Raw genomic sequence first — 24,152 nt, forward strand, 5'->3', positions numbered from 1 at the left:
AGGGGGTGGACCTCCGCGGGGCACCGAAGCGCCCCTCGCGGGTGGGTGCGGGGGTGCGGGTCGGACGGCCTTCGGCGCGGCCGGGCCGCGGGCGCGGACCGGTCGGGCTGCGGGCCGGGCGGTCCCCTGTCACCTGCGGCTCCTTCGACACAGTGGTCGCAGTCGCTGATCCCGTGGCCGTCCGTCCGCCCGGCCCGCCGCGGGCCCGGAGACGTGCGCACAGGAGTAGCGGAAGTCACCCGACGGGCCCCGACCGACCGGTGCGGGGTGCCCACCCGGCCGGGCTCACACCGTTGTGTGCTTGGTTCACTCGCTCTCCGCCGGGCTCGGCGGGAGCTGGCTGCCCTTCTTCAGGAAGCCCATGTCCTCGTAGACCGGGGTCTGGAAGCCGAAGGCGCCCGCGTTGACGACGCTCTTGCGCGCGGCGGTGAGCTGGGGGCGCTGGTAGAGGGGGATCGAGGCGGCCGTCGCCCAGATGCGGGAGTCGGCCTTGCGGATCAGGGAGCGCTCCTCGTTCGCGTCCAGGGTGATGCTGGCCCGGTCGAAGAGCTGGTCGACCTGGTCGGTGCCGACCCGGGTGTAGTTCTGCTCGACACTGAGCGAGCCGTCGGCGGCCGGGACGGGCTTGGCGTAGATCGGCCGGGCGTCGGTGGCCGGGAACGCGGTCGCGGGCCAGGAGTACAGCGCGAGGTCGTACTGTCCGGCGGCGATGTGGTCCTTGAAGTAGCTCTCGTCCGTGACCTTGACGGTCTCCGTGCGGATGCCGACCTTCTCCAGCATCTTCGTGATCCGCGCGGCGACCGTGCGCAGCGGCTCCGAGCCCGGACCGGACGGCAGCACGAACCGCAGCGACAGCGCCTTGCCGTCCTTGGCCAGCGCCCCGGCGGCGGCCCCGGCCGGGGCGCGGGTGCCCCGGGGGGCGTAGGCGCCGGGGGCGCCGCCCTGGCGCTCCTGTGCCAGCTGCCGGTCGTCCGTGCCGTGACCCTTGTCGTCCTCCCCCACGATGTACGCCCCGTCGGAACCCCCCTGCGACTTCTCGTCGTCGGAGCCCTCGGCGTCGGACCCGTCGTCCTCGGACTTCTCGCCCTTCGCCCCCGCCGCCTTCTCGCCCTTCTTCTCCTCCTTCTGCTCCTTCTCCTTCTTCTCCTTCTTCTCCTCCTTGACGGGCCCGCCGGCCACCCAGCCCGCGTCCGCGAGCAGCGCCCGCGCCTCCGCCGTGTCCTGGCCGCCGAGCGCGCCGCTGTTGTCGGCGTACGCCTCCTGCCCGGACAGGGCGAGATGGCTGCCGACCGGCTCCACGGGGAGCCCCAGGGGCTTGAGCACCAGCTCGGCCAGCTTCCTGCGGTCCAGCGCCCGGGCCACCGCCCGCCGTACCCGCTCGTCCGCCAGCGGCCCGTCCGCGCCGTTGAGCGCGAGCTGGGTGTAGGCCGGCTCCAGGGAACGCCGCACCTCGAAGTCCTTCAGCGCCTTCTGCTGGCGCTCCCACCTCGCGATCGCCTTGCGCAGTCCCTTGCGGGCCTTCGTCTCGTGCTCCGCGGCCTCGTCGTCGGAGCCGTGCGCGAGCGCCCAGGACTCGAGCGCCTTGGCGGCGGTGCGTCCGGCACCGGGCCCGGCGAGCGGTCCGGCCGCCGTGCCCTTCGCCGCGCCCTCGATGCGCTGTACGTCGGCGGGGTCGATCTCGGCCAGTTCGACCTTCCCGGAGGCCAGCGCGGCGGCCCGCTCCGTGCGGGGCACGGTCGTGAGCCGGATCTCGGAGAGCTTGGCCGGCTGCCCCCACCAACGCGGATTGCGGGTGAGCCGGACCTGGGCCTTCTTGCGGTCCACCTTCTTCACCAGGAAGGGCCCGGCCGTCACCTTCAGTGTGCGCCGCGCCCCGTCGTTGAACGAGGTGGGCGTGCCCATGACGTCCTTCGGGTAGAGCGGCGAGAACAGGGACTGCCAGTCCGAGTAGGGCCGGCTGAAGGTGACCCGGACCTCCAGGTCGTTGTCGCCGCGCTCGATCTTCTCGATGCGTTCGTAGCCCGCGTTGCGCGCGGTCCAGTAGGCGCTGTCCTTGCCGGACAGGGCGCGCCACTGGGCGGCGAAGTCGGCGGCGCCGATCTCCCGGCCGTCGCTCCACACGGCCTGCTGGTTCAGCTTGTACAGCACGACCTGCTTGGGCTCGGTGTCGACGACCTTCGCGGACTCCAGGTAGTCGGCGTTGCGCCGGGCCCGCCCGTTGGCGTCGATCCGGTACATCGAGGGCAGGACGGCCTGGGCCACCCGGGTCGTCGTGGCGTCGGCGTCCGACTGGAAGGTGTTGAAGGTCTCCGGGACCGAGTCGACCGCCCAGTGCAGGGTGCCCCCGTCGGCGACCAGGGCCCGGGCGGCCGGGGCGATCTCCTGCCCGGCCAGCGGTTTGCCGGCCTCGTCCTCGGCGCCGCAGCCGGTCAGCAGGGGCACCGCGAGCGCGCCCGCCGTGAGGAAGGCGACCGAGCGCATGACCGCGCGCAGTCCGACGCCGTCGTAGGGCTTCGACATCTCTGGTACCTCCGGGGTGCCGCTTCCGGTGCGTTCTGATCACATTTGGCGGTATTTTGGAGTTGATCAGATCTACGGTCTGGTCTCCGGCTCACTGAAGAGGAAAGGGTTCGCCTGCCGAGGGCGACACGGCGGCGGGGGCTCACAGCCCCACCCATGCGGAGCAACACACCCCTTCCGCATCCGCCAATCGCTGCACACGCCTTCACATCGACAGGTGTGACGCGCAACACTCGCAGGCGCACATGAACGTTGCCGTCCAGGGCACAGCCGCCCACGGAAGCGAGGTCACGTCATGTCCGTGCACGACGACCTGACTACGGTCCAGCGCTGCCTCGACGACCTCTCACGGTCCGTCGGCCGCCTGGAGCAGCAGCTCGGCAGCGGCGGTCTGGAGATGCGCCGCGTCCGCGCCGACGCCGACCATCTCCGGGAGAGCGTCGCACTGCTGCGCGAGACCGCCTCGGGCCCCACGGCCCCACCGGTCCCGCAGAAGCAGCAGCTCCTCACCATCCCGGACACCCCCTACGACGACTCCCTGTGGATCGACACGGACGACGAGGGACTCGGCGCCCGTGACCGGCACGCCCCCTGAGAACCTCTGACCCGACACCGACCGGAGTCCTGCATTGGCCACTGGTACGGAACCTCCCTCGACACAACCCCATCCCCCGGGCGGCGTACGCGGTGCCGGCCGCGCCGCGATCGCCGCCCCCCATCTGCGGACCGACCGCTGGTGGCTGGCGCCCGCCGCCACCGCCGCCGGTCTGCTGGCGTTCATCGCCTACTCGACCTGGCGGGCCTTCGCGAACGCCGACTACTACGCCGCGCCGTACGTCTCGCCGTTCTACTCGCCGTGTCTGGCGGAGAACTGCAAGCCCATGCACGCCGGTCCCAACGCGGAGATCCTCGGCGGCTGGTGGGGCATCTCACCCGCGATCATCATCCTGATCTTCCCGCTGGGCTTCCGCCTGACCTGCTACTACTACCGCAAGGCCTACTACCGGGGCTTCTGGGCCTCGCCCCCGGCCTGCGCGGTGGCCGAGCCGCACACCAAGTACACCGGTGAGACCCGCTTCCCGCTGATCCTGCAGAACATCCACCGGTACTTCTTCTACGCCGCGATCGTCGTCGCCGGGATCCTGACCTACGACACCGTGCTCTCCTTCCGCGACGAGCACTACCGCTGGGGCCACATGGGTCTGGGCACCCTGGTCTTCCTGGTCAACATCACGCTGATCTGGGCGTACACGATCTCCTGCCACTCCTGCCGGCACATCGTCGGCGGCAAGCTCAAGCACTTCTCCAGGCATCCCGTGCGCTACAAGGCGTGGCAGTTCGTCGGCAGGCTGAACGCCCGGCACATGCTGCTCGCCTGGGCGTCGCTGGTGAGCGTGGCGCTCGCCGACTTCTACGTGTTCCTGGTCGCATCCGGCGCTTTCGACGATCCGAGGTTCTTCTGATGAGCGTGGTCGACCGGCAGCAGTGGGACGTCGTGGTCGTGGGCGCCGGCGGCGCCGGTCTGCGCGCCGCGATCGAGGCCCGTGAGCGCGGCGCCCGTACGGCCGTGATCTGCAAGTCCCTGTTCGGCAAGGCGCACACCGTGATGGCCGAGGGCGGCATCGCGGCGGCGATGGCCAACGTCAACGAGCACGACAACTGGCAGGTCCACTTCCGCGACACCCTGCGCGGCGGCAAGTTCCTCAACCAGTGGCGGATGGCGGAGCTGCACGCGCAGGAGGCCCCGGACCGGGTGTGGGAGCTGGAGACCTGGGGCGCCCTGTTCGACCGTACGAAGGACGGGAAGATCTCCCAGCGCAACTTCGGCGGCCACGAGTACCCGCGCCTGGCGCACGTCGGCGACCGCACGGGGCTCGAGCTCATCCGCACCCTCCAGCAGAAGATCGTCGCGCTCCAGCAGGAGGACCACCGCGAGACCGGCGACTACGAGTCCCGGCTGAAGGTCTTCCAGGAGTGCACGGTCACCCGCGTCCTCAAGACTGTGCCCGACAGCGGCTCCGCCGCGGGCTCGCGGGTGTCGGGCGTCTTCGCCTACGAGCGCGAGAGCGGCCGTTTCTTCGTCCTGGAGGCACCGGCCGTGGTGATCGCCACCGGCGGCATCGGCAAGTCCTTCAAGGTGACGTCGAACTCGTGGGAGTACACCGGCGACGGCCACGCGCTGGCCCTGCTCGCGGGCGCGCCCCTGCTGAACATGGAGTTCGTCCAGTTCCACCCGACCGGCATGGTCTGGCCGCCGTCCGTGAAGGGCATCCTCGTCACCGAGTCGGTGCGCGGCGACGGCGGGGTGCTCAGGAACTCCGAGGGCAAGCGGTTCATGTTCGACTACGTCCCGGACGTCTTCAAGGAGAAGTACGCCGAGTCGGAGGAGGAGGGCGACCGCTGGTACGAGGACCCGGACCACAACCGGCGCCCACCGGAACTCCTCCCCCGCGACGAGGTCGCCCGCGCGATCAACGCCGAGGTGAAGGCGGACCGGGGCTCCCCGCACGGCGGTGTCTTCCTCGACGTCTCCACCCGGATGCCCGCCGAGACGATCAGGCGCCGGCTGCCCTCGATGTACCACCAGTTCAAGGAGCTGGCCGACGTCGACATCACGGCGGAGGCCATGGAGGTGGGCCCGACCTGCCACTACGTGATGGGCGGCATCGCGGTCGACTCCGACACCGCCGCCGCGCGCGACGTACCGGGGCTGTTCGCGGCCGGTGAGGTGGCCGGCGGTATGCACGGCTCCAACCGGCTGGGCGGTAACTCCCTGTCCGACCTGCTGGTGTTCGGCCGCCGTGCCGGACTGCACGCGGCCGCGTACGCGGCGGGGGCGGACGTACGGCCTCCCGTGCACGAGGCGGACCTCGCGGTGGCCGAGGAGGAGGCGCTGCGGCCGTTCTCGGGCGACCCCGCCGAGAACCCGTACACCCTCCACCATGAACTCCAGCAGGCCATGAACGACCTGGTGGGCATCATCCGCCGGCAGGGCGAGATGGAACAGGCCCTGGAGCGGCTCGCGGAGCTGCGGGTACGGGCCGCGCGCGCCGGGGTGGAGGGCCACCGCCAGTTCAACCCGGGCTGGCACCTCGCCCTGGACCTCAGGAACATGCTGCTGGTCAGCGAGTGCGTGGCCCGAGCCGCCCTGGAGCGCACCGAGTCGCGGGGCGGCCACACCCGCGAGGACCACCCGACGATGGAACGGACCTGGCGCAACGTCAACCTGCTGTGCCGGCTCACCGACGACACGACCGGCGTCGACCTCACCCGGGAGACCACCGACCCCATCCGCCCGGACCTGCTCGCCCTGTTCGAGAAGGAGGAGCTGGTCAAGTACCTCACCGAAGAGGAGCTCTACGAGTGAGCAGCTACGAGGCCCGCTTCAAGGTGTGGCGGGGTGACGTGGGCGGCGGGGGTCTGGAGGACTTCGCGGTCGAGGTCAACGACGGCGAGGTGGTGCTGGACATCATCCACCGGCTCCAGGCGACCCAGGCGCCCGATCTCGCCGTCCGCTGGAACTGCAAGGCGGGCAAGTGCGGTTCGTGCTCGGCGGAGATCAACGGGCGCCCCCGGCTGATGTGCATGACCCGGATGTCGGTGTTCGACCGCGCCGAGACGATCACGGTGACCCCGCTGCGCGCCTTCCCGGTGATCCGCGACCTGGTGACGGACGTCGGCTTCAACTACCAGAAGGCGCGCGAGGTCCCGGCGTTCGTCCCGCCCGAGGGGGTCGGTCCGGGCGAGTACCGGATGTTCCAGGAGGACGTGGACCGGTCGCAGGAGTTCCGCAAGTGCATCGAGTGCTTCCTGTGCCAGGACACCTGCCATGTGGTGCGCGACCACGAGGAGAACAAGACCGCGTTCGCCGGCCCGCGCTTCCTGATGCGGGTGGCCGAGCTGGACATGCACCCGCTGGACGCGGCGGACGAGTCGGGCCTGGACCGCAAGAAGACGGCCCAGGACGAACACGGCCTCGGCTACTGCAACATCACCAAGTGCTGCACCGAGGTCTGCCCCGAGGGCATCAAGATCACCGACAACGCGCTGATCCCGCTGAAGGAGCGGGCGGTCGACCGCAAGTACGACCCGCTGGTGTGGCTGGGTTCGAAGATCAGGAGGCGGTGATCGGGGGGCGATGATCAGTAAGCGGTGATCAGGAGGCGGTGATCAGGAGGCGGTCGTCTTCGTGGGCGGCTGGGGCAGGGACCGGGGGCGGCGGGCGAGCGACTGGAGGGCCAGGCCCACGAAGTTCACGGCCATGCCCACCAGCGGGAGGTTCCGGTCGGGGTGCGAGGAGCTGTTGAACGGGCCGAGGAACAGGAAGGCCGTCAGGCCGACCGCGCTGAGCAGGACGCCGCTCCCCCACATCCTCGGCCGCTGCTCGATGCCGGTGAAGCGCGGGGTCCACCCCGTGGTGACGGCCACCAGGCCGATCACCGCCATGCCCGCCACGCAGACACCGCCGACGACCATCAGAACCGCGAACATGGCGCTCATGGTCCCAGGATCGACGGCACGCGCAAGAGATTTGACTCGGCGATGGCCCGCATGGGGCCGGGATGTGGGAAATCGCCGTCGAGTCGTCGTCGTACGTCAGCCGGTAGGCGCCCTTCCTGGTGCCGCCGGTCAGCCGGGTGGCGCCGGCGGGTGTGCGGCCGCCCCCGGCGGCGGCGCGGGCGAGGGGGCGAGGTCGGCGACGCCGAGGTGCTGTCGTCCGGGGGCACTCGTCCGTGGGTCATCGCAGCCACCCCTTCTCGTACGACGCCCAGTCGGTCTCCGTCGCCGTGAAGTCGACGTACGCCGCCACCCCGAAGTTCGCACGGTCGGCGTCGGTCCGGGACAGTCCGAGCCGTACGCCCCGGACGGCGGCGGCGACCGTCTCGGCGTGCGCCCAGTGGCCGAAACGGTTCTCCCGGTAGAACGGCAGCCCCATCAGCAGGTCCGTGGAGGGCGGGGTGACCTCCAGGGCGAGGGAGGTCTGCTGCGCGACGTAACCGCCGTACGTGCTCTCCAGCGGCTGCATGGTGTCGTACGACATCACGGCGATCTGGTCGACTCGGCGGGCCACCTGCCCGAAGAACCGCTGCGACCACCACTTGGGGTGGCCGGTGGTCGCGCCCCAGAAGGAGTGGAAGCCGGGCACGGGGTCGATCTGGTGGGCGGCGACGGAGAGTGGGACGCCGCGCGCGCCGGTGACCTCGTGGAGGGAGTCGAGGAGGGCGAGGTAGTTCCGGTCGCCCGAGTGCAGCGGCTCCAGATCGAAGTGGGCGCCCTCGAAGCCGACGGCGAGGATCTCGCGGGTGGACCGCACGACGGCGGCCCGGGTCGCCGCCCGCTCCAGCCGCATGCCGTGGGGGCTCTCACTGGCGAGCTCGTCCCCCAGCCAGGCCTGCACCCGCACACCGGGCGCCTCCCGGTGCACGGCGGCGATGAACCACGCCGCCCTGGGATGGGCGGAGGCGGGCAGCGTCCCGTCGTGTTCGAGGGGACCGGCGTGGACGTACAGGTCGCGGATCCCGGTGCCGCGCAGCCGTTCGGCGAGCGCCCGGACGTCGGCCTGGTCCTTCCGCCCGTCGACCCAGGCGTGCCCCAGCCAGTAGGCGTCCTTGCCACGGGTCCGGGTGCCGTCGGCCGGGTCGCCGAGGTTGTTGACGGCGAGGGCGGCCTGGGAGACGAGAACCGGGGAGAGGAGGAGCAGCACCCCGGCGAGGACGAGCCGCCGCAGACGACGGCGCCGGGGCCTCGCGGGTGCCGGTGCCGGTACCTGGGTTCCGTCCTCCTGTGGGCGCTCTTCCTCCCCCTGAGGTGCCTCGGTCTCCATCCCCGTTCCCCCTTCCGTGGTCCCCCGCCCCACCGGCCCCGCCTCGGGTGCATCCCGCTCGCGTGCCCGCATTCACGGCCATACGCTCCGAAATGTGACGTCATCCCTGCATCGAGGCCGTCGGCGTGCCAGATCGCACATACCCGTGCGGGTGGCGCATGCCGTGGTGGGCGGTGCGGCCGGGGTGGTGTGGCTGGTGTTGCCGGGGATGACGTCGGGAGGCGACCCCCCGGTTGCGATCACTGTGCGCGGCGAGGAGCCACGGCCGGTGGTGAGCGCCGTGGCGATGGCCGGGGAGTCCCCTGGGGCGGGAGCGGCGTCCGTGCGGGCGGCAGCGGCATCCGCACAGGCGGGAGCGGCGTCCGCGCGGGCGGCAGCGGCATCCGCGCAGGCGGGAGCGGCGTCCGTGCGGGCGGCAGCGGCATCCGCACAGGCGGGAGCGGCGTCCGCGCGGGCGGCAGCGGCATCCGCGCAGGCGGGAGCGGCATCCGCGCAGGCGGGAGCGGCGTCCGCGCAGGCGGGAGCGGCATCCCTGCGGGCGGCAGCTGTATCCGCGCAGGCGACAGCGGCATCCGCGCAGGCGGCCGAGGACGACGAGACGTCCGCCACCGATCTCGTCCTGCCCCTGGCGGCCGTCGCCGTGGTGGGCGCGGTCGCCGTGTACGGATCCATACGCCGGGTGCGGCGCTCGCGCGAGCGGACGACCCCCGGAGGGGTGAGCGCGTCCCCGGCCGTGCACGCGGATCCGCCCCTCGCCGAGCTGGACGCGGAGGCCTGTGCGGCACTCGTCGCCGCCGACGACCGGATCCGCGCGGCCCGCGCCGACCTCGGCTTCGCTCGGGGACTCCTCGGGGCGGCGCCCGTCGCCCCGTTCACCCGTGCGCTGAGCGAGGCCGAGGGCGAACTGGCCGCCGCCTTCCGGATGCGGCAGCGGTACGACGAGGGCGTACCGGAGGAGGAGGCCGCACGGGGGCACGCGCTCGCCGGGATGATCGGCCGATGCGAGGAGGCATGCCGCCGACTGGACGCCGCGGCGGAGGACTTCACCCGTCTGCGGGACCCGGACCGGGCCCTCCCTCACGCGGAGGCGCGCTTCCGCGACCTGACCGCCCACACGGCCACGGCCCAGAACCTCCTGGCGACGCTAGCGACGCGGTACGCACCCACCGCGACCTCCGCCGTCATCGGCAGTGTCGAACAGGCCAAGGACCGCCTGCTGTTCGCCACCGCCCGGCTCAACCTGGCCCGCCAGGAGCTCTTCTCCGGCGAGAGGGAGGCCGCGACTCGTCGGCTGCACGCCGCCGAGTCCGCCATCGCCCAGGCGGCCGTGTTCGTGGAGGGGGTCGACCGTACGGCCGCCGAGCTGCGGGACGCCGAGAAGACCGTACCGGCGGCGCTGACCGGCGCGGAGGCGGAGCTGTCGACGGTACGGAACCACGTCTTCCGCCAGGACGAGCCGCACCCCCGGCTCCTCAACGCCGACGCAGTCCTGGCCTCCGTACGCCAGGAGTTGACGTCGAACCGGCCGTACGACCCCCTGGGTGCCCTGCGTCGGATCGTCCGGGCGACCGCGCCGCTGGCTTCGGGGCGGGCCGGGGTGCTGCCGGCCGCCGCGCTGTCCGTGGCCCGCGCCTCGACCGCCGCCGCGGAGGACTTCGTGACGACGCACCGGGGCGCGGTGGGCGCGACGGCCCGCACCAGGCTCGCGGAGGCGCGCAGGCTGCTGGCGGCGGAGGTGGACGGGGACGCGGAGCGGGCCGACGAACTTGCCCTGGAGGCAAGAGAGTTGGCGGAGCAGGACGTACGACTGCACGGCAACCCGACGTCCGCAGCCCCGACCGGACAGCCGCAGCCGGACGGCACGGCCGGGGCGGTCCTCGGCGGAATCCTCCCGGGAGATCCGACTGACGAGAACGGGTACCCACCGCCGGGCTTCCGCAGGTCCTAGGTCTCTTCGGCGCTCAAGTCCGGGAAAAATCGGTGGTAGTTGTAGCGAACTGGTGACGGTCCCGAGGCTGTGTCAGCCCCCATTTGTATGATGATCTGACTCTTGTCGCGAGTTATCGGCGGGGCGAGTCGGACACACGGGGGTGTGAGAGGCGTGATCAAGCCGGAGGAGATTCCTCAGTTCACCGGCAATCTGTTCCAACTGGAGCTGGATCATGCCGCGTTGAAGAAGGACGCGGGCGATGTCCGGACCACGGGCAGTGATGTGGATGCCCAGTTCCAGGGTCTGTCGGCGTTCTACAAGGCGCCCGAGGCGGAGCAGCTGTTCGCGACGACGAAGCCGGTGAGGACGAGGGCGGACGATTTCGCCACCGACCTGGAGACGGTGTCGTCGGCGTTGTCCTCCTACGCGACGGAGATCCGTCCGCTGGTGTCGAAGCTGCTGGAGCTGAAGACGAAGGCTTCGACGTTCGTGGCGTCGGTGAAGGACGACGACGAGTGGGAGTACGACGAGGACAAGGTCGATGAGCACAATCGGCTGCGGGACGACATCACGGCGACGGTGGCGGCGTTCTGGGCGGCGGAGCGGACCTGCCACAACAAGATCACGGCGATCTGGGGCGGGACCCAGATGGTGGCGGGGGACGGTTCGGAGCGTAAGGACCAGTACGGCTTCAACGCGGAGGACCTGAAGAACGCGAAGCTTCCCTGGGGTGACCCGGTGGAGGAGAGGCATCACTGGTACGAGGTCGGCCACTGGGTGAAGTCGTTCGTGTGGGACGGCCTGATCGTGGACGGCATCTGGGGCACGATCAAGGGCCTGGGCACGCTGGTGGGCTTCGGCGGCTGGGACGCGATGGGCCAGGCGTGGAAGGGCCTGGCGCAGCTCGCGACGGGTCTGGCGCTGGCGTCCATCCCGGGGGTGGGCACCGCGTTCTGGCTCATCCCCGACGACAAGCTCCCCTCCTGGATCCGTGACTCGCGCACGGCGATGAAGGAGACGGGCAAGGCGCTGGTGGCGTGGGACGAGTGGGGCAAGAACCCCGGCCGGGCGGCCGGTGCGGTCACCTTCAACGTCCTGACCACGGTCTTCACCGGCGGCGCGGGTGGCGCCGCGGCGGGTGCGGGCAAGGCGGGTGCGGTGGCGAAGGCGTTGTCCATCGCCGGCAAGGCGGGCAAGGTCATCGACCCCATGACGTACATCGCCAAGGGCGCGGGCGCCGGCCTGTCGAAGATCGGCGACATCAGCAAGGCGCTGAAAGGCATGGGGAACATCGAGATCCCCAAGCTCCCGGAGAACGCGATCACCCTCCCCGAGGGGACGGTCAAGCTGCCCGACGGCACGTTCCACCTGCCCGAGGGCGCGGCGCTCCCGGAGGGCGCGACCAAACTCCCGGACGGCAACGTCAAACTGCCCGACCACACCCCCGCCCTGCCGGAGGGCTCGGTCAAGCTCCCCACGGACGCGGGCGCCCCGGCCCGCTACTACGACCCCCAGGGCAACCTCCTCGACGAGAACGGCACCGTCCTCAAGGAGGCCCAGGACGGCCCCGGCGACATCGTCGACCAGCCCGACCCCCACACCCCGGCCTCCGGCGCGGACACGCCCCACGTCGACTCCCCGGCCAAGGAACCGGCCCTCGTCGGCGCCGGCACCCACACGGCGGAATCCGGGGCCCAGCACATCAACCTCGGCAACAGCCTCGACACCGACCTCGGCGACATCGGCCGCACCGCCGACAACACGCCCACCGTCCACACCGGCGACAACCTCCCCGGCGGCACAGCGGACCACCTCCCGGGCGGAGGGGTCGGCGACAACACGCCCCGGAACAGCATCGACACCCCCGCGCCCGTGGGGACCGGGGACAACGCGATCCCGGGAACGTCGACCAGCGACCACGCCCCCGGCGGCCACACCACCGAAACCGGCCCAGCGGGCGGCCACGACCTGCCCGGCCACGGCCCCGAAACACCTCCCGGCGCCGGCCTGGACGACCTGGGCGGCCTCGGCGACGACGCGCTCGACCACGCGGACGGGCTCGGCGACGACACGACCCCGCCGGGACACCACGGGGACGAGGGCACTGGGCACGGCACTCACGACGGCCAGCGTGAGCTCACCGTCGAGGAGCGCAAGCGAATCCAGGAAGAGCATGTCTGGAAGGCCAACCACGACGAGGCGTGGCGGGAAACGCACTACAACGAAATCGGCCGTCGCAGGAGTGCCGAGCGCATCGTGGACGGGGTCGAACTCCCGATCCTCACCAAGGATGCGAACGGCAACTGGATCGCGAGGCACGACCTGCCGAGCGGTCCTTCCGAGGTCCGGTTCAATCCAGGTCACCTCGGTCCCGAGACGGCCGCGGAGCACAGCCGGCCGCACCTTGACGAGGCGGCGCGGAACCGCAGGCTCTCGGTCGACCTCATCAACGCGGAGAAGAAGTTCGAGGAGACGCCGTCCACCGCGAACGCAGAGGAGCTCGCCCGGGCGCAGGAAGCCTATGCCAAGCACCTCAAGGACATCCCGAACAACAGCAAGCACTCCGAGCACCTCGGTGAGGCCGCGGCCAGGCACCATGTCATCCCGAAGGAGTTCCCCGGCGCGGACCCCGTCGAGCTGCCGAAGACACCCAACGGCGCCAACATGTTCGACGACGTCTACAAGCTCGGCGACGACGGCCACTACATCATCGTCGAGGAGAAGGCTCCCTCGGGTGATCTCGACTGGCGGCAGGGCAAGTCCGACCCGGATCCGGCCGATCCGACCGTCCATGACGGCGGGGCTCAGGGCATGAGGGTCAAGCAGGGAACCAGGCCCTACATACGCACGATTCTGGCGGAAATGACGAATCGAGGCGGGCGGGACGCCGAGATCGCCGCCGATCTCCGCGCCGCGCTGAGGGATGGAAAGCTGCAGTATGTTCTGGTGAAGGCGAGTGACAACGCTGGCCACTCCTACGCCGGTGCCACCATCGAACATCTGAAGATCTAGTCCGAGGAGAGCACGTGGTTACCCGCGTTCCCCGTCACGAGTTCCGTACCGACAACGCGGCTGAACTCATGGCGCCGATCATCAAGAGCACGCAGGACGTGCTCGACCACATCGAGACGTCGGAAGACGATCGGTACGACGCTCTGTCGAGCGCCCTGAACCTCGCGAAGTGGCGCTGTCTGACGAATCCGACGGCGGGGGAGCTTCCGGCCTGGGAGGCCTGGGTCACCGCCATGCAGGTCGGCAGCGCCCTGTTCGCCGCCGGCACCGCGGCGGAGGGTCCCGTTGCATGCCGTATCGGCAGCGCGGGCGAGGTGAAGCATCTTCCCGCGACGGGTCCGCAGGACTACCTGCACGCCGGAAACTGGCTGACCGCCTTCTACCTGGCGGTGATCTGCCGGGAGAACGACCGGGTCAATCAACTCGCCCAGGTCCCGGTCTCCTTCCTGCGCGAGTCCGGTGCGGAGTTCGACGAGTACATCTACTCCTGGGTGGAGACTCTCCAGAACCTCTGGTTCGGTCGGCAGAGCACCTGGGACACCTTGGTGACCGCGGTCAACGGCACCGACCCGCAGAACGCCCGGATCGCCGGCCCCGAACTGATGCTGAAGATCCTCTATCCGCCCCTGGACCTCTTCCAGCGCTATCTGCGTCGCGAGGCCGACCAGTTCAACGAGGTCCTGGTCGAGGCACTCACCTGGCACAAGGAGTACTGGACCGCGAACGAGGCCCGCTCCCTGAGCGGCGAAGGCCTTGTGGCCCTCGGACCGCTCGCCATCGCCTGCATGGCCTACGACGCCGACATGCCCATCGACGTCGAGTCCGAATACATCCCGAGGGCCTTGCTGAAGCGGTCGTGGGTGGGCGAGTACGACACCTGAGCCGAGTAGGAAGCCTCCCCACTGGTGCGGTACTCCGCCAGGCGGGCCGCCAAAGCCTCCCCGAACGCGGTCCGGTCGTCGCGCAGAGAACGTGGTCCGCGGCCAAGTCGGTGATCTCGTCCAAAGTCGCCGCCGCTGAGGTGCGTTCGTCCTCGTCCGGCTTGCACAGGGGCTGCGTAGGTCGCTGCCGGGTGCTGACACTGCCGCCCTCATGGGCACTAGAACAGACTCAGCAGTGCCTCCGCCGGGTCCGTCAGGCCCGTTTCGCCGTCCGGGAGGGGGAGTTCGAACCAGACCGTCTTGCCGCGTGGGGTGCGGCGGGAGCCCCAGGCCGCGCTGAGGAGGCCGACGAGTTGGAGGCCGCGGCCGCCCTCGTCCGTGTCGCGGGCGCGGCGGCGGCGCGGTTGGACCAGGCCCGCGTCCCAGACCTCGCAGACCAGGGTGCGGTCGAGGAGGAGGCGGAGCCGGATCTCGCCCTCGCCGTAGCGCAGGGCGTTGGTGACGAGTTCGCTGACCAGCAACTCCGTGGTGTCGACGAGGGGTTCGAGGTCCCAGGAGAGGAGTCGGGTGCGGGCGTACTCCCGTGCGCGGCCCACGCTGCGCGGCTCGCGCGGCAGGGTCCAGTCGCCGACGGAGTCGGCGGGCAGGCCCTGTACACGTGCCATCAGCAACGCGATGTCGTCCTCGCCGTGGTGGGTGTCGAGGGTGTTGAGGACGTGGTCGCAGACGTCCTCCAGGGGGCGTGCGGGGTCCGTGAGCGCCCCCACGAAGGCCTGGAGGCCCTCGTCCAGGGGGTGGTCGCGGGACTCGACCAGGCCGTCCGTGTAGAGGGCGAGGAGCGCGCCCTCGGGCAGGTCGACCTCCACCTCCTCGAAGGGTTCCCCGCCGACGCCGAGCGGCATGCCGGGCGGGACGTCCAGCATGAGGGCCGGTTCGCCGGGTTCCACCAGCACCGGCGGGAGATGGCCCGCGTTGGCGAAGGTGCAGCGGCGGGTGACGGAGTCGTAGACCGCGTAGACGCAGGTGGCGAGGTACACCTCGGAGAGGTCGGCCTCGCGCGGGCGGCGGGCGGCGCGGGTGGCCTGCTGGACGCCGCCGGGCGTGCCGAGTCCGCGCGCGATCTCGTCCAACGCGGAGAGCACCTCGGCGGGTTCCAGGTCGAGCAGGGCCAGGGTGCGTACGGCGGTGCGGAGTTCGCCCATCGCGACCGCCGCGCGCAGGCCTCGGCCCATGACGTCGCCGACGACCAGCGCGGTGCGGTGGCCCGGGAGTTCGATGACGTCGAACCAGTCGCCGCCCACCTCGCTGGGGCGGCCCGTGGAGGCGTTGCCGGGGAGGTAGCGGCAGGCGATGTCGAGGCCGGAGGCGACGGGGTCGCCGGGCGGCAGCAGGGACCGTTGCAGTATCAACGCCCGTTCGTGCTCGCGCCGGTAGAGGCGGGCGTTGTCGATGCAGACGGCGGCCCGCGCCGCCAGCTCCCAGGCCAGATCCCGGTCCCGGTCCCCGAACGGCTCGCTGCCCTTCGTACGGGAGAACTGGGCGAGGCCTACGACGGTGTCGTGAGCGACCATCGGGACGGCGAGCGTGGACTGCACGAGGCCGCCGTCCTCGCCGGGGATGGCCTGCGGGCGTGCGGTGCGCAGGGCGTCCGCACAGGGCGAGTTGAACGGGAAGTGGTGGACCGCGCCGACCGCGACGGGCGCGCCGGTGGCCGAGTACGGGGCGTCGGAGACGGCGGACGAGAAGGCGACGCGGCGCAGTTCGGCGCTGCCGTCGGCGAGGCCGGGCGGGGTTTCGTCGCCGGCCAGGAGTCCCTGGTAGAGGTCGACGGTGGCGAGGTCGCAGAAGCCGGGCACGACGACGTCGAGGAGTTCGCGTGCGGTGGTCTCCAGGTCGAGCGAGTTCCCTATGCGGGCGCCCGCCTCGTTCAGAAGGGCGAGATTGCGCCGTGCGGCGGCGGCCTCACGGGCGGCGGCGCGGCGGGCGGTGATGTCGATGCCGAGCCAGGCGATGCCGATGGGGCGGCCGGTGCCGCTGTGCACGCGGTAGAGGTTGATGGACCAGTGCCGGCGTTCGTCGGAGCCCGGTACGAAGCCGGTGACGTGCATGTCGGTGATGGAGTCGCCGGTCTCCAGGACCCGGCGCAGGGTGGCGCTGACCCGCTCGGCCTCGGGCCGGACCAGATAGTCGTGAACGCCCTTGCCCCGATGGTCGTCGGGAGTGCCTCCGAAGATGGAGGCGAAGCGCTGGTTGGCGCGGCGGACGCGCAGGTCGGGGTCGATCAGCAGGAAGCCGAACGGGGATTGGCCGAAAATGGACTGCGAGGCGGCTAGGTCGGTCTCGATGCTGCGCAGGGTGCGGACGTCGACGACGATGCACACGGCGGCGTTCTCACCCTCGAGGCCGCGCGTCGGCATGACGTACACCTCGGCGAGGCCCCGCTCACCGCGGCCGCCGCCGGAGACGGGGTCGGGCATCCGGAAGGGGACCACGCCGGTCCACTCCCGTCCGTCGAGGATCTCCGCCATCTTGCGCTGGCCGCGCTCGCGCAGGTCCGGGTCGATGAACGCCTCGATGGGGTCCATGCCGACCGCCCGGTCCGCGGAGATGCCGAAGATCTGCTCGGCGCGCAGGCTCCACTGGTCGACGAGCCCGTCGGGGCCGATGGAGAAGGACGCGACCTTGATGTAGTCGTAGATGGAGCCGGGCGGACTGCTCTGCCACAGGGCGTCCCCCGGGATCGCCCCGCCGTCCAAGTAGCCGTCGCGCATCCGGTCCGGGGCCGTGGACGCGTCCGAAGCGAACGCCTTCGCGACCCTGGCCCTCGCGCCGTCCGACGGGTCGTCGGACCCCGTGGCCTTCGCTGGTATCTCGCTCACGCGAACCGTCCCCTCCAGCTCACCGCGTCCGGCACCGGTCACCGGCGGCGGCTGCCCGCAGTATCCAGCACTACGGCGCCGCACGACACGGTGTTCACGATCACAGCACGGTCCAGGCTTTTTTTGGACCGTTCCGCGACAACACATCCAGTCTTCTAACCAGCGGACACGCGGTCGAATCACACCTTCCCGGACGGGTCGGCGACCGGCATCGGACGGGTGCCGCCGCACCGTCCGCCGTACACCCGGTCAGCCCGGTACCGCCAGTTCGAACCAGACCGTCTTTCCGTCGGTTCCGGGCCGGGTTCCCCAGCGGCGGGAGGAGGACGCCACCAGTTGCAGTCCGCGGCCGCTCTCGTCCTCGGGCCGGGCGGCCCGTTCACGCGGGGGGTCGGGCAGCGGGTCGGAGACCTCGACGAGCAGGACGCCCTCCAGGCCGGCGGGGCGGACCAGTCGGACGCCTATGGGGCCGGTGGCGTGCCGCAGGGCGTTGGTCACCAGTTCACTGACCAGCAGGGCGGCGATGTCTCCCAGGATGTCGAGGCCCCAGCCGTGGAGCTGGCCCCGGACGACACGGCGGGCGGTGCGCACCGCACCGGGGTCCGCCGGGAACGTCCACTCGGCGTGGTCGCCTTCGGTGTCGATCACACCGATCACTTCCCCGGGCCAGCGAGTAGACCCATGTCTGGTTTCGTGGGGTTATTGGGGACATACCCGATATCCAGGGGGCGGTACCGCCCGGAGGGACACGGAAGGGCGGGGCCGTGTCAGGGGGTGCTGGTGCCAAGTCGGTTGAGGGTTTCGCGTACCGCGGGGACGTCCTGGTCCAGCCAGGGAACGTCCCAGATCTCGTCGGGGGCGAGCCAGCGCAGGTCGTCGTGGTCCTGGAGGGGCGTGGGGGCGGTGGAGCCGGGGCGCAGGCGGGCGGTCCACACCTGGAGGACGTACGGCGGCCTGAGCGGCCACTCGCCGGGGACGCGCTCGACGGCCTCGGTGTCGACGCCGAGTTCCTCGCGCAGTTCACGGACGAGCGCCGCCTCGGGCCGCTCGCCGGGCTCGACCTTGCCGCCGGGCAGCTCCCAGCGGCCGGCGAGCTCGGGGGGTGCGCTGCGGCGCGCGGCGAGGAGGCGGCCGCCGTCGAGGAGGGCGGCTGCGACCACCACGGTCCGTTCGGTCATGCGCCGGAGCCTACGGGACGGCGGTGCCTGTCAGTTCCGGGTGCCGTCCCCGCTCTGGGCCTGGCTCTGGCCGATGCGCTCGACCCAGTAGAGCTGCTTGTGGCCGCGGTCGTCGAGGCTGTCCGCGATCTTCTGGGCCTCCGCACGGGTGGCGTACCGGCCCACGCGGTAGCGATTGCCGTTGTCGTCCTGCCGTATGACGAGCCAGGGCAGAGAGATGGTGCCCTCGTTCATCGCGCCCCTCCGCTTCCCCGGCGCGGCCCGCCCCGCGCCCCGCCCTCTAAGGAAACCGCAATCCGCATATGCCCGAGCGTACGCCTTACCTTTACACAGCGAACACGGCTTTGCACAAAGAGGTACGCAACCAGCCAAGACGCAGGGGGCGCACGAGGCCGAACGCGCCGTGCGGACGGGGTGACGCGTCCGGTCGGCGGGGAGTCGGGCATATATGGGACGACCTGCGAGAACGGCCGGAAACGACCGGATCCCGACGCCCTGCGGGCGCACTGCGTGCGGGCCTTTTCCCCCGGCAACTGCCGCAAGGGTGTGCGCCGCCCACGACGATGCGCTACCGCAAGGACGACCAGCGGGACCCTGCCGGGCCCCCCGGCCGGGCGGGCGGGTGCCCGGCAGCCCGCCGGGGGGCGCGGCCGACTGACCGACAGGGCCCTGACGGTGACGCGGCCGGCTGGTCGGCGGGGGTTGCCGCCCGACCGACGCGGGCTGTCGCCGGGGCGCCGGGCGGCGCGGCCGGCCAACCGGCGTGCGGCCGTCTGACCGCCGACGGTCGGCGGCGGGCCGTTATCTGACGGGCAAGTGGTACGCGACGCGGTAGCGGTCGGCCGGGATGACCACGTCGGCCGTTTCGACGGGGCGGCCCGAGGCGTAGTACGTGCGCTGGACGACCAGGACGACATGTCCGGGGACTCCGCCGAGGGCGAGGAGTTCCTCGGCGAGGCCGGGGCGGGCGCCCACCTCCTCCGTCACGTTGTCCACGATGACGTCGATGGCGCGCATCCGCTCGACCACGCCCATGCCGCCGAGCGGGCCCTCCTCGGGCAGCATGACGGGCGTACGGCCGGTGACGGCGAGGGGCTCCCAGGAGGTGGAGAGCATCATCGTCTCGCCGGCCTCCCGGAAGACGTACTTGGTGCACATCACGCGGTCGCCGGCCTTGATGCCCAGCCGCTCGGCGACCGCGCCGCTCGCCCCGGTCTGCTCGCTGCTGGACTCCCAGGTCCCACGGGCGTGCGCCTCGGCCTGCTCCTGACGGAAGGGCGTGGCCCCGCTCGGGGGCCGGTAGCCGGAGCGGGCGATACGGCGGGGCACCGGCCGCTCGCGGACATACGTACCGGAACCGGAGCGGCCCTCGACCAGGCCTTCGGCCATCAGGACCTTGCGGGCCTCCAGGGCGACGGTGTCGGAGACGCCGTACTCCTCGCGAATCCTGGCCTGCGACGGGAGGCGGGTGTGCGGTGGCAGCGAGCCGTCGACGATCTTCTTGCGGAGATCACCCGCGACACGCAGGTACGCCGGCTGCTCACCGAATGTCACTGGCCGCTCCCATCAGGTTGTACAGACAGCTACAGCGTGGCAACCGTGGGTTCGACCTTGCAAGCAAAGGCCAGAGAATCACTCGATGTGATGACATGGGCCCCGGGAAGGCTTTACGCAGGCAGTTTCTCCCCGCTATGGCGGCGATCACACATCCTCGCTGCCACCCCCGGTGTCGCTCTCCTCCTCGTCGTAGGAGGGCGGGGTGGTGGCCAGGCCCAGGGCCTCGCGGGCCGCGACGGTGGTGTCGCCGTCGACGTATCCGTAACCACTGTCGTAGTGCAGGTAGAACGTGTCGGCGTCACCCGCCGTGGCCGCCTTCGCCCAGTCCGCGCGGGCGTCCTCCATGTCCTCGGCCAGGGCGTCGACGGCCTTCCCCGCGTCGCCGGACCAGGTGTGGGCGCGCAGCGCGTCGCCCTGCTCGGCGAGCACGTCCCGTACGTCCGCCGCCCACTCCTTGTTGGCGTCGAGGTCCTCCTCGGCGTAGGCGTCGGGCTCCTCGTAGAGAACCTCGTCGACCGCGTCCATCGCCTCCAGGAAGGCGAGCTGGTCGGCGTCGAGGGTCGTCTCGTCGGCGCGCAGCGAGCCGGTCAGGGTGCCGCTCTCGACGGTGTGGGCGAAGACGCAGGTGATCTCGCGGTCGCCCCACGCCCAGCTCTCCTCGGTGGGCGTGAGGTAGTAGACGTCGACCTCGTCGCCCAGCGCCCACGGGTCCATGGCGTAGGCGTCCTGGAGCGTCCAGCACTCGTCCTCGGCATGGTCCGTGACGTATCCGTCGCCCGGGTAGTCGTCGCCGGACAGCGGGATCGTGCCGAACACCTCGCCCTCGTGCGCTCCCGAGCAGGGCACCTCGTCGACGTCGTAGACGTCGTGGTCGAAGCCCTGGCCCGGGACGTCGAAGCAGTCGCCCTCGGCGAGCGAGTAGCTGGTGCCCCTCGCGCCCTCCTTGACGCCCTCCCAGACCTCGGAGGCGACGCTGGTGGACAGCGACACCGCCCACAGCGCGAGCCCGAGCGAGGAGACGACCGCGCCCGCGATCGCCATGCCCTTGCCGCGCTCGCCCCGCCTCCTGATCTGCACCAGCGCGATGATCCCCAGGATCAGCCCGACGGCCGGCAGAAAGCAGAGCAGGCCCAGCACGAGGGCGGCGATGGCGACGCCGTTGACCGGCGCGGGACGGGCGAAGGGGGTGTAGCCCTGGCCCCAGGCCTGGTGGGGCGCGGTCCCGTAGGGGGCGTGGGGATACGGCCCCGGAGGCTGGGGATACGGGCCCTGCGGCGGTACGGGGCCCTGCGGCGACGGCGGAGGCTGGTACGGGTCCTGGGGCTGCTGGGGCCCTGGGGGCGGAGGTATGGACACGAGTACCGTGCTCCTGGTTCAGACGATGCAGGCGGGGGTGTGGTTCGGGCGGTTCGGGCGGCAGTGCGGGCGGTCTGGCAGCGGGTCCGACCGCCGCACAGAAACCGACGCGCGATCGACACGACTGGGCGGCATCGTAAGCGTGTGACCATCGGGGGCGGAATGACGATCACGAACGCGACGATTCGGGCGGTGAACGCGCTTACCGCGCGCTGGGCCCAAGAGGTCCGGGGCGACGGCAACTCGGTCCTCTCCGCAGCGGGAGTCTGGCCGTTGCTCGCCTTCCTCGCGGACGGCGCCGCGGGCCCGGCCCGGGGGGAACTGGCGGGTGCTCTCGGGATGCCGGCGGAGCAGGCGGCGGGCGCCGCGCGGGAGTTGCTCGCGGGGATGGACGCGATGCGGGGACTGGATTCCGCCCTGGGGCTGTGGACGAAGCGGACCCTGGAACTCCGGGAGGCGTGGGAGGCGGGGCTGCCGGCCGGGGCGCACGGGGTGCTCACCGGGGACGCGCGGGCCGACGGGGCGGCACTGGACGCCTGGGCGGCGAAACGCACCGGCGGGCTGGTGGAACGGATGCCGATCGCGGTCACGGACGACACCGAGATGATCCTGGCGAACGCCCTGGCGTTGCGGACCCGATGGCTGCGGCCCTTCTCGGAGAGCGGCGACCTGGACAGCCTCCACTGGCCCGAGGGCGATGTGCTGAGCCTGCGTCGGGTGAGCGCCGTACCGGACCGCATCGGGGTGGCGGACACACCCCACGGCCATGTCACCGAGCTGAGGGTCCTCGGCGACAACGCACTCGACGTCCATCTGCTGCTCGGCGAGGAGCACATGCCGCCGGGCCGGGTGCTCGGGGCGGGCGTGGATCTGCTCGCCCGCCGGTACCGGGTCCTGCCCGGGTCACGGCTTCCGTACGGCGAGGTGGGGCCCGGTCTGCGCGTGGAGCGGAAGCGCTCCGCGACGCCCGAGCCGCCGACACTCGAGGTGACGACACCGGCGTTCCACGTCACCGCCGACCACGATCTCCTGGGACGGCACGAGTTGTTCGGCCTCACCACGGCCGTCGGGACCCCGCAGGGCCACTTCCCCGGCGTCACCGGCGGCCTGCCGCTGATGATCGCGTCGGCGGCGCAGTCGGCGAGGGCGAGGTTCGGGGCGACGGGGTTCGAGGCGGGCGCGGTGACGGCGTTCGACTTGGCCGTGGGCGGTCCCCCTCAGCTTCGATGGATCGTGACCACCCTCCGGGCCCGCTTCGACCGCCCCTTCGGCTTCCTCGCCCTGCACCGCCACTCACGGCTGGTGCTCGCGGCGGGCTGGGTCGCGGACCCCGAACGACTCCCCGAGCACCAAGAGCACCTCGGGGACTTCGAGCACCTCGGGGACTTCGAGAACCCCGAGGACTTCTGATGCGCGCGATACCCCTGGTCAACGGCCTCACCACGCGTTGGGCGGCGGCAGATCACCCGCAGGGCGGCTCGGTGTTCTCGGCGGCCGGGCTCTGGCCGCTGCTCGCGTTCCTCGCGGACGGGGCCACGGGCCGCGCGCGGGAGGAGCTGGCGGGCGCCCTCGGGGTGGCGGCGGATCAGGCGGCGGGCGCGGCACGGGAGTTGCTGGGTCTGATGGAGTGCGTCGAGGGGATGGAGGCCGCGCTCGGGCTGTGGACGGTTCGGACGGTGGAGCTTGCGAAGGCCTGGGTGGCGGGGCTGCCCGCCGGTACGCACGGGGTGCTCACCGGGGATCCGTCCGCCGACCGGCCCGCCCTGGACGCGTGGGCGGCCGAGCGGACCGGCGGACGGATCGCGCGGATGCCGGTACGGCTGGACGGGGACAGCTCGCTGGTGCTGGCGACGGCGTCGGCGCTGCGGACGGACTGGGAGGTGCCGTTCACCGGGGACATCGGCGTCTGGACGGGGGAGCGGCCGTCCGGCGAGGACGTGGCCGGGCTGCACCGGACGACCACGGACCTCGACGCCGTCGGGGTGGCGCGGACGCCCGACGGGACGGTGACCGAGGCGCGGGTCCGGGGCGTGAACGGGCTCGACGTCCATCTGCTGCTCGGGGAGGAGCGGATGACGCGGGGGCAGGTGCTGGGGGCGGGGGTGGAGATCGTCGGGGGCGGGCTGCCGGTCGTACCCGGTGGGCGGCTTCCCCACGGGGCGGCGGGGCCCGGACTGCGGGTGGAGCGGCAGTGGGTACGGGAGCCCGCTCCGCCCTCCCTCGTCCTCACCGCCGTGGAGTTCGAACTCACGGTCGAGCACGACTTCCTGACCCACCGGGACCTGTTCGGCCTGGCCACCGCCACCGACGGCCGGCCCGGCCACTTCGCCGGCATCAGCGGGGCCCCGCTGGGGCTGCGCTCCGCCCGCCAGACGGCCACGGCCGCGTTCAGCGCGGAGGGCTTCCGGGCGACCGCCGTGACGGCGACGGAGGCGATCTGGCTGAGCGCGGAGGAACTGCCGTACGAGACGACGGTCGTCCGCGTCGCCTTCGACCGCCCCTTCGGCTTCCTCGCCGTCCACCGGGCGAGCGGTCTGGTCCTGACGGCGGGGTGGGTGACCGAGCCGAAGGTGTGGCGGGTGGAGGACTACGGGTGGCCGGAGGAGGGGGACGCGACGCCCGTGGTCTTCTGAGCCCCGCCCGCCAGCCTGAGTTGCTCCTCCTCCACGATGCGGCGGGCCAGGCCGTCGTCGGAGATGTCGACCGCGTCCGGGGTGGCCTCGGCGGTGTCGCTGCGGCGGGCGTAGGCGTCGAACAGGCGGTCCTTGTGGTGCCGGCTCGCCGCGTGCACCGCGCCCACCGAGTCGAACCCGGCCGCCTCCAGCGCGGTGAGGCGCAGCCGGCCCTCGGTGACCTCCTTCAGCCGGGACGGCGGGATGTTCCGGAATTCCTCGGCGACGAGGGCGTCCCGCAGCGGCGCGTGGGCGGCCCGCACCGCCTCAAGAGCGCGGGCGTGGTCGGCGCGCAGGGTGCGGGCGGCGTCGTACAGCCGCGCCCCCGCCTCGTACAGCCGCG

The 24,152-nt window shown here is 71.8% G+C and carries 18 protein-coding genes and 1 pseudogene; 9 read left to right on the top strand and 10 right to left on the bottom strand.

What is annotated here, in order from left to right:
• Window positions 1–306: 306 nt before the first annotated feature.
• The gene (locus OG852_RS17990; RefSeq protein ID WP_330348434.1) at window positions 307–2,520 is read right to left on the bottom strand and encodes an ABC transporter family substrate-binding protein; all 2,214 of its coding nucleotides are present in this window, start codon (window positions 2,518–2,520) and stop codon (window positions 307–309) included.
• A 295-nt stretch (window positions 2,521–2,815) separates the two neighbouring features.
• Here OG852_RS17990 and OG852_RS17995 point away from each other — a divergent pair, with 295 nt between their 5' ends.
• The 4 genes from OG852_RS17995 to OG852_RS18010 are packed head-to-tail and all read left to right on the top strand — an operon-like array spanning window position 2,816 to window position 6,648.
• Window positions 2,816–3,115 carry a hypothetical protein gene (locus tag OG852_RS17995; RefSeq protein ID WP_055635500.1) on the top strand — a complete coding sequence of 100 codons (300 nt, stop codon included), beginning with the start codon at window positions 2,816–2,818 and terminating at the stop codon, window positions 3,113–3,115.
• Between the two features lie 34 nt (window positions 3,116–3,149).
• Window positions 3,150–3,983 carry a hypothetical protein gene (locus OG852_RS18000; protein WP_133912601.1) on the top strand — a complete coding sequence of 278 codons (834 nt, stop codon included), beginning with the start codon at window positions 3,150–3,152 and terminating at the stop codon, window positions 3,981–3,983.
• Window positions 3,983–5,887, top strand: coding sequence for a fumarate reductase/succinate dehydrogenase flavoprotein subunit (locus OG852_RS18005; RefSeq protein WP_330348435.1), 1,905 nt, complete (start codon window positions 3,983–3,985; stop codon window positions 5,885–5,887). Before OG852_RS18000 ends, OG852_RS18005 begins: the two co-directional genes overlap by 1 nt.
• Window positions 5,884–6,648, top strand: a complete 765-nt coding sequence (locus tag OG852_RS18010; protein WP_133912603.1) for a succinate dehydrogenase/fumarate reductase iron-sulfur subunit — start codon at window positions 5,884–5,886, stop codon at window positions 6,646–6,648. The genes OG852_RS18005 and OG852_RS18010 overlap by 4 nt, the downstream gene beginning before the upstream one ends.
• Before the next feature lie 42 nt (window positions 6,649–6,690).
• Here OG852_RS18010 and OG852_RS18015 read toward each other — a convergent pair whose 3' ends face one another.
• Together OG852_RS18015 and OG852_RS18020 are read right to left on the bottom strand one after the other, a co-directional pair.
• On the bottom strand, window positions 6,691–7,020 hold the full coding sequence (locus tag OG852_RS18015; RefSeq protein ID WP_330348436.1) for a hypothetical protein: 330 nt from the start codon (window positions 7,018–7,020) through the stop codon (window positions 6,691–6,693).
• Window positions 7,021–7,258: 238 nt separating this feature from the next.
• Window positions 7,259–8,416 (bottom strand): hypothetical protein, encoded by a 1,158-nt coding sequence (locus OG852_RS18020; RefSeq protein ID WP_443064537.1) that lies wholly within the window; start codon window positions 8,414–8,416, stop codon window positions 7,259–7,261.
• A gap of 196 nt (window positions 8,417–8,612) precedes the next feature.
• Here OG852_RS18020 and OG852_RS18025 point away from each other — a divergent pair, with 196 nt between their 5' ends.
• The 3 genes from OG852_RS18025 (at window position 8,613) to OG852_RS18035 (ending at window position 14,167) form a co-directional block, all read left to right on the top strand.
• Window positions 8,613–10,292, top strand: a complete 1,680-nt coding sequence (locus OG852_RS18025) for a hypothetical protein (RefSeq protein ID WP_330348438.1) — start codon at window positions 8,613–8,615, stop codon at window positions 10,290–10,292.
• A 153-nt stretch (window positions 10,293–10,445) separates the two neighbouring features.
• Window positions 10,446–13,286 carry a hypothetical protein gene (locus OG852_RS18030; RefSeq protein WP_330348439.1) on the top strand — a complete coding sequence of 947 codons (2,841 nt, stop codon included), beginning with the start codon at window positions 10,446–10,448 and terminating at the stop codon, window positions 13,284–13,286.
• A 14-nt stretch (window positions 13,287–13,300) separates the two neighbouring features.
• Complete coding sequence (locus OG852_RS18035) at window positions 13,301–14,167, top strand: immunity 49 family protein (protein WP_330348440.1); 867 nt, start codon at window positions 13,301–13,303, stop codon at window positions 14,165–14,167.
• Window positions 14,168–14,385: 218 nt separating this feature from the next.
• Here OG852_RS18035 and OG852_RS18040 read toward each other — a convergent pair whose 3' ends face one another.
• The 6 genes from OG852_RS18040 to OG852_RS18065 all read right to left on the bottom strand — a co-directional run bounded on the left by OG852_RS18040 (window position 14,386) and on the right by OG852_RS18065 (window position 21,137).
• Window positions 14,386–17,046 (bottom strand): SpoIIE family protein phosphatase, encoded by a 2,661-nt coding sequence (locus tag OG852_RS18040; protein ID WP_330348441.1) that lies wholly within the window; start codon window positions 17,044–17,046, stop codon window positions 14,386–14,388.
• 249 nt (window positions 17,047–17,295) lie between these two features.
• Window positions 17,296–17,703 (bottom strand): ATP-binding protein, encoded by a 408-nt coding sequence (locus OG852_RS18045; RefSeq protein WP_133912607.1) that lies wholly within the window; start codon window positions 17,701–17,703, stop codon window positions 17,296–17,298.
• A 110-nt stretch (window positions 17,704–17,813) separates the two neighbouring features.
• Complete coding sequence (locus OG852_RS18050) at window positions 17,814–18,224, bottom strand: (deoxy)nucleoside triphosphate pyrophosphohydrolase (protein ID WP_330348442.1); 411 nt, start codon at window positions 18,222–18,224, stop codon at window positions 17,814–17,816.
• A 30-nt stretch (window positions 18,225–18,254) separates the two neighbouring features.
• Entirely contained in the window at window positions 18,255–18,458 is a 204-nt protein-coding gene (locus OG852_RS18055) for an SPOR domain-containing protein (protein ID WP_133912609.1), read from the bottom strand.
• A gap of 567 nt (window positions 18,459–19,025) precedes the next feature.
• Window positions 19,026–19,778 carry a GntR family transcriptional regulator gene (locus OG852_RS18060; RefSeq protein ID WP_133912610.1) on the bottom strand — a complete coding sequence of 251 codons (753 nt, stop codon included), beginning with the start codon at window positions 19,776–19,778 and terminating at the stop codon, window positions 19,026–19,028.
• Window positions 19,779–19,925: 147 nt separating this feature from the next.
• Entirely contained in the window at window positions 19,926–21,137 is a 1,212-nt protein-coding gene (locus tag OG852_RS18065; RefSeq protein WP_330348443.1) for a DUF4190 domain-containing protein, read from the bottom strand.
• A 162-nt stretch (window positions 21,138–21,299) separates the two neighbouring features.
• Here OG852_RS18065 and OG852_RS18070 point away from each other — a divergent pair, with 162 nt between their 5' ends.
• Window positions 21,300–22,547 (top strand): serpin family protein, encoded by a 1,248-nt coding sequence (locus tag OG852_RS18070; protein ID WP_330348444.1) that lies wholly within the window; start codon window positions 21,300–21,302, stop codon window positions 22,545–22,547.
• On the top strand, window positions 22,547–23,770 hold the full coding sequence (locus tag OG852_RS18075; protein WP_133912613.1) for a serpin family protein: 1,224 nt from the start codon (window positions 22,547–22,549) through the stop codon (window positions 23,768–23,770). Before OG852_RS18070 ends, OG852_RS18075 begins: the two co-directional genes overlap by 1 nt.
• Here OG852_RS18075 and OG852_RS50990 read toward each other — a convergent pair.
• Window positions 23,725–23,904: pseudogene (locus OG852_RS50990) on the bottom strand (hypothetical protein); the annotation flags it as partial. The gene OG852_RS18075 and the pseudogene OG852_RS50990 overlap by 46 nt on opposite strands.
• Window positions 23,905–24,152 lie beyond the last annotated feature (248 nt).

It is taken from the genome of Streptomyces sp. NBC_00582 (genome assembly GCF_036345155.1).
GTDB lineage: Bacteria > Actinomycetota > Actinomycetes > Streptomycetales > Streptomycetaceae > Streptomyces.

What these genes read in the sequence shown, in the direction of transcription:
- OG852_RS17990 (WP_330348434.1), bottom strand. Translation starts at nt 2,520, where the DNA reads ATGTCGAAGCCCTACGACGGCGTCGGACTGCGCGCGGTCATGCGCTCG.
- OG852_RS17995 (WP_055635500.1), top strand. Translation starts at nt 2,816, where the DNA reads ATGTCCGTGCACGACGACCTGACTACGGTCCAGCGCTGCCTCGACGAC.
- OG852_RS18005 (WP_330348435.1), top strand. Translation starts at nt 3,983, where the DNA reads ATGAGCGTGGTCGACCGGCAGCAGTGGGACGTCGTGGTCGTGGGCGCC.
- OG852_RS18015 (WP_330348436.1), bottom strand. Translation starts at nt 7,020, where the DNA reads ATGAGCGCCATGTTCGCGGTTCTGATGGTCGTCGGCGGTGTCTGCGTG.
- OG852_RS18020 (WP_443064537.1), bottom strand. Translation starts at nt 8,416, where the DNA reads ATGCGGGCACGCGAGCGGGATGCACCCGAGGCGGGGCCGGTGGGGCGG.
- OG852_RS18050 (WP_330348442.1), bottom strand. Translation starts at nt 18,224, where the DNA reads ATGACCGAACGGACCGTGGTGGTCGCAGCCGCCCTCCTCGACGGCGGC.
- OG852_RS18055 (WP_133912609.1), bottom strand. Translation starts at nt 18,458, where the DNA reads ATGAACGAGGGCACCATCTCTCTGCCCTGGCTCGTCATACGGCAGGAC.
- OG852_RS18070 (WP_330348444.1), top strand. Translation starts at nt 21,300, where the DNA reads ATGACGATCACGAACGCGACGATTCGGGCGGTGAACGCGCTTACCGCG.
- OG852_RS18075 (WP_133912613.1), top strand. Translation starts at nt 22,547, where the DNA reads ATGCGCGCGATACCCCTGGTCAACGGCCTCACCACGCGTTGGGCGGCG.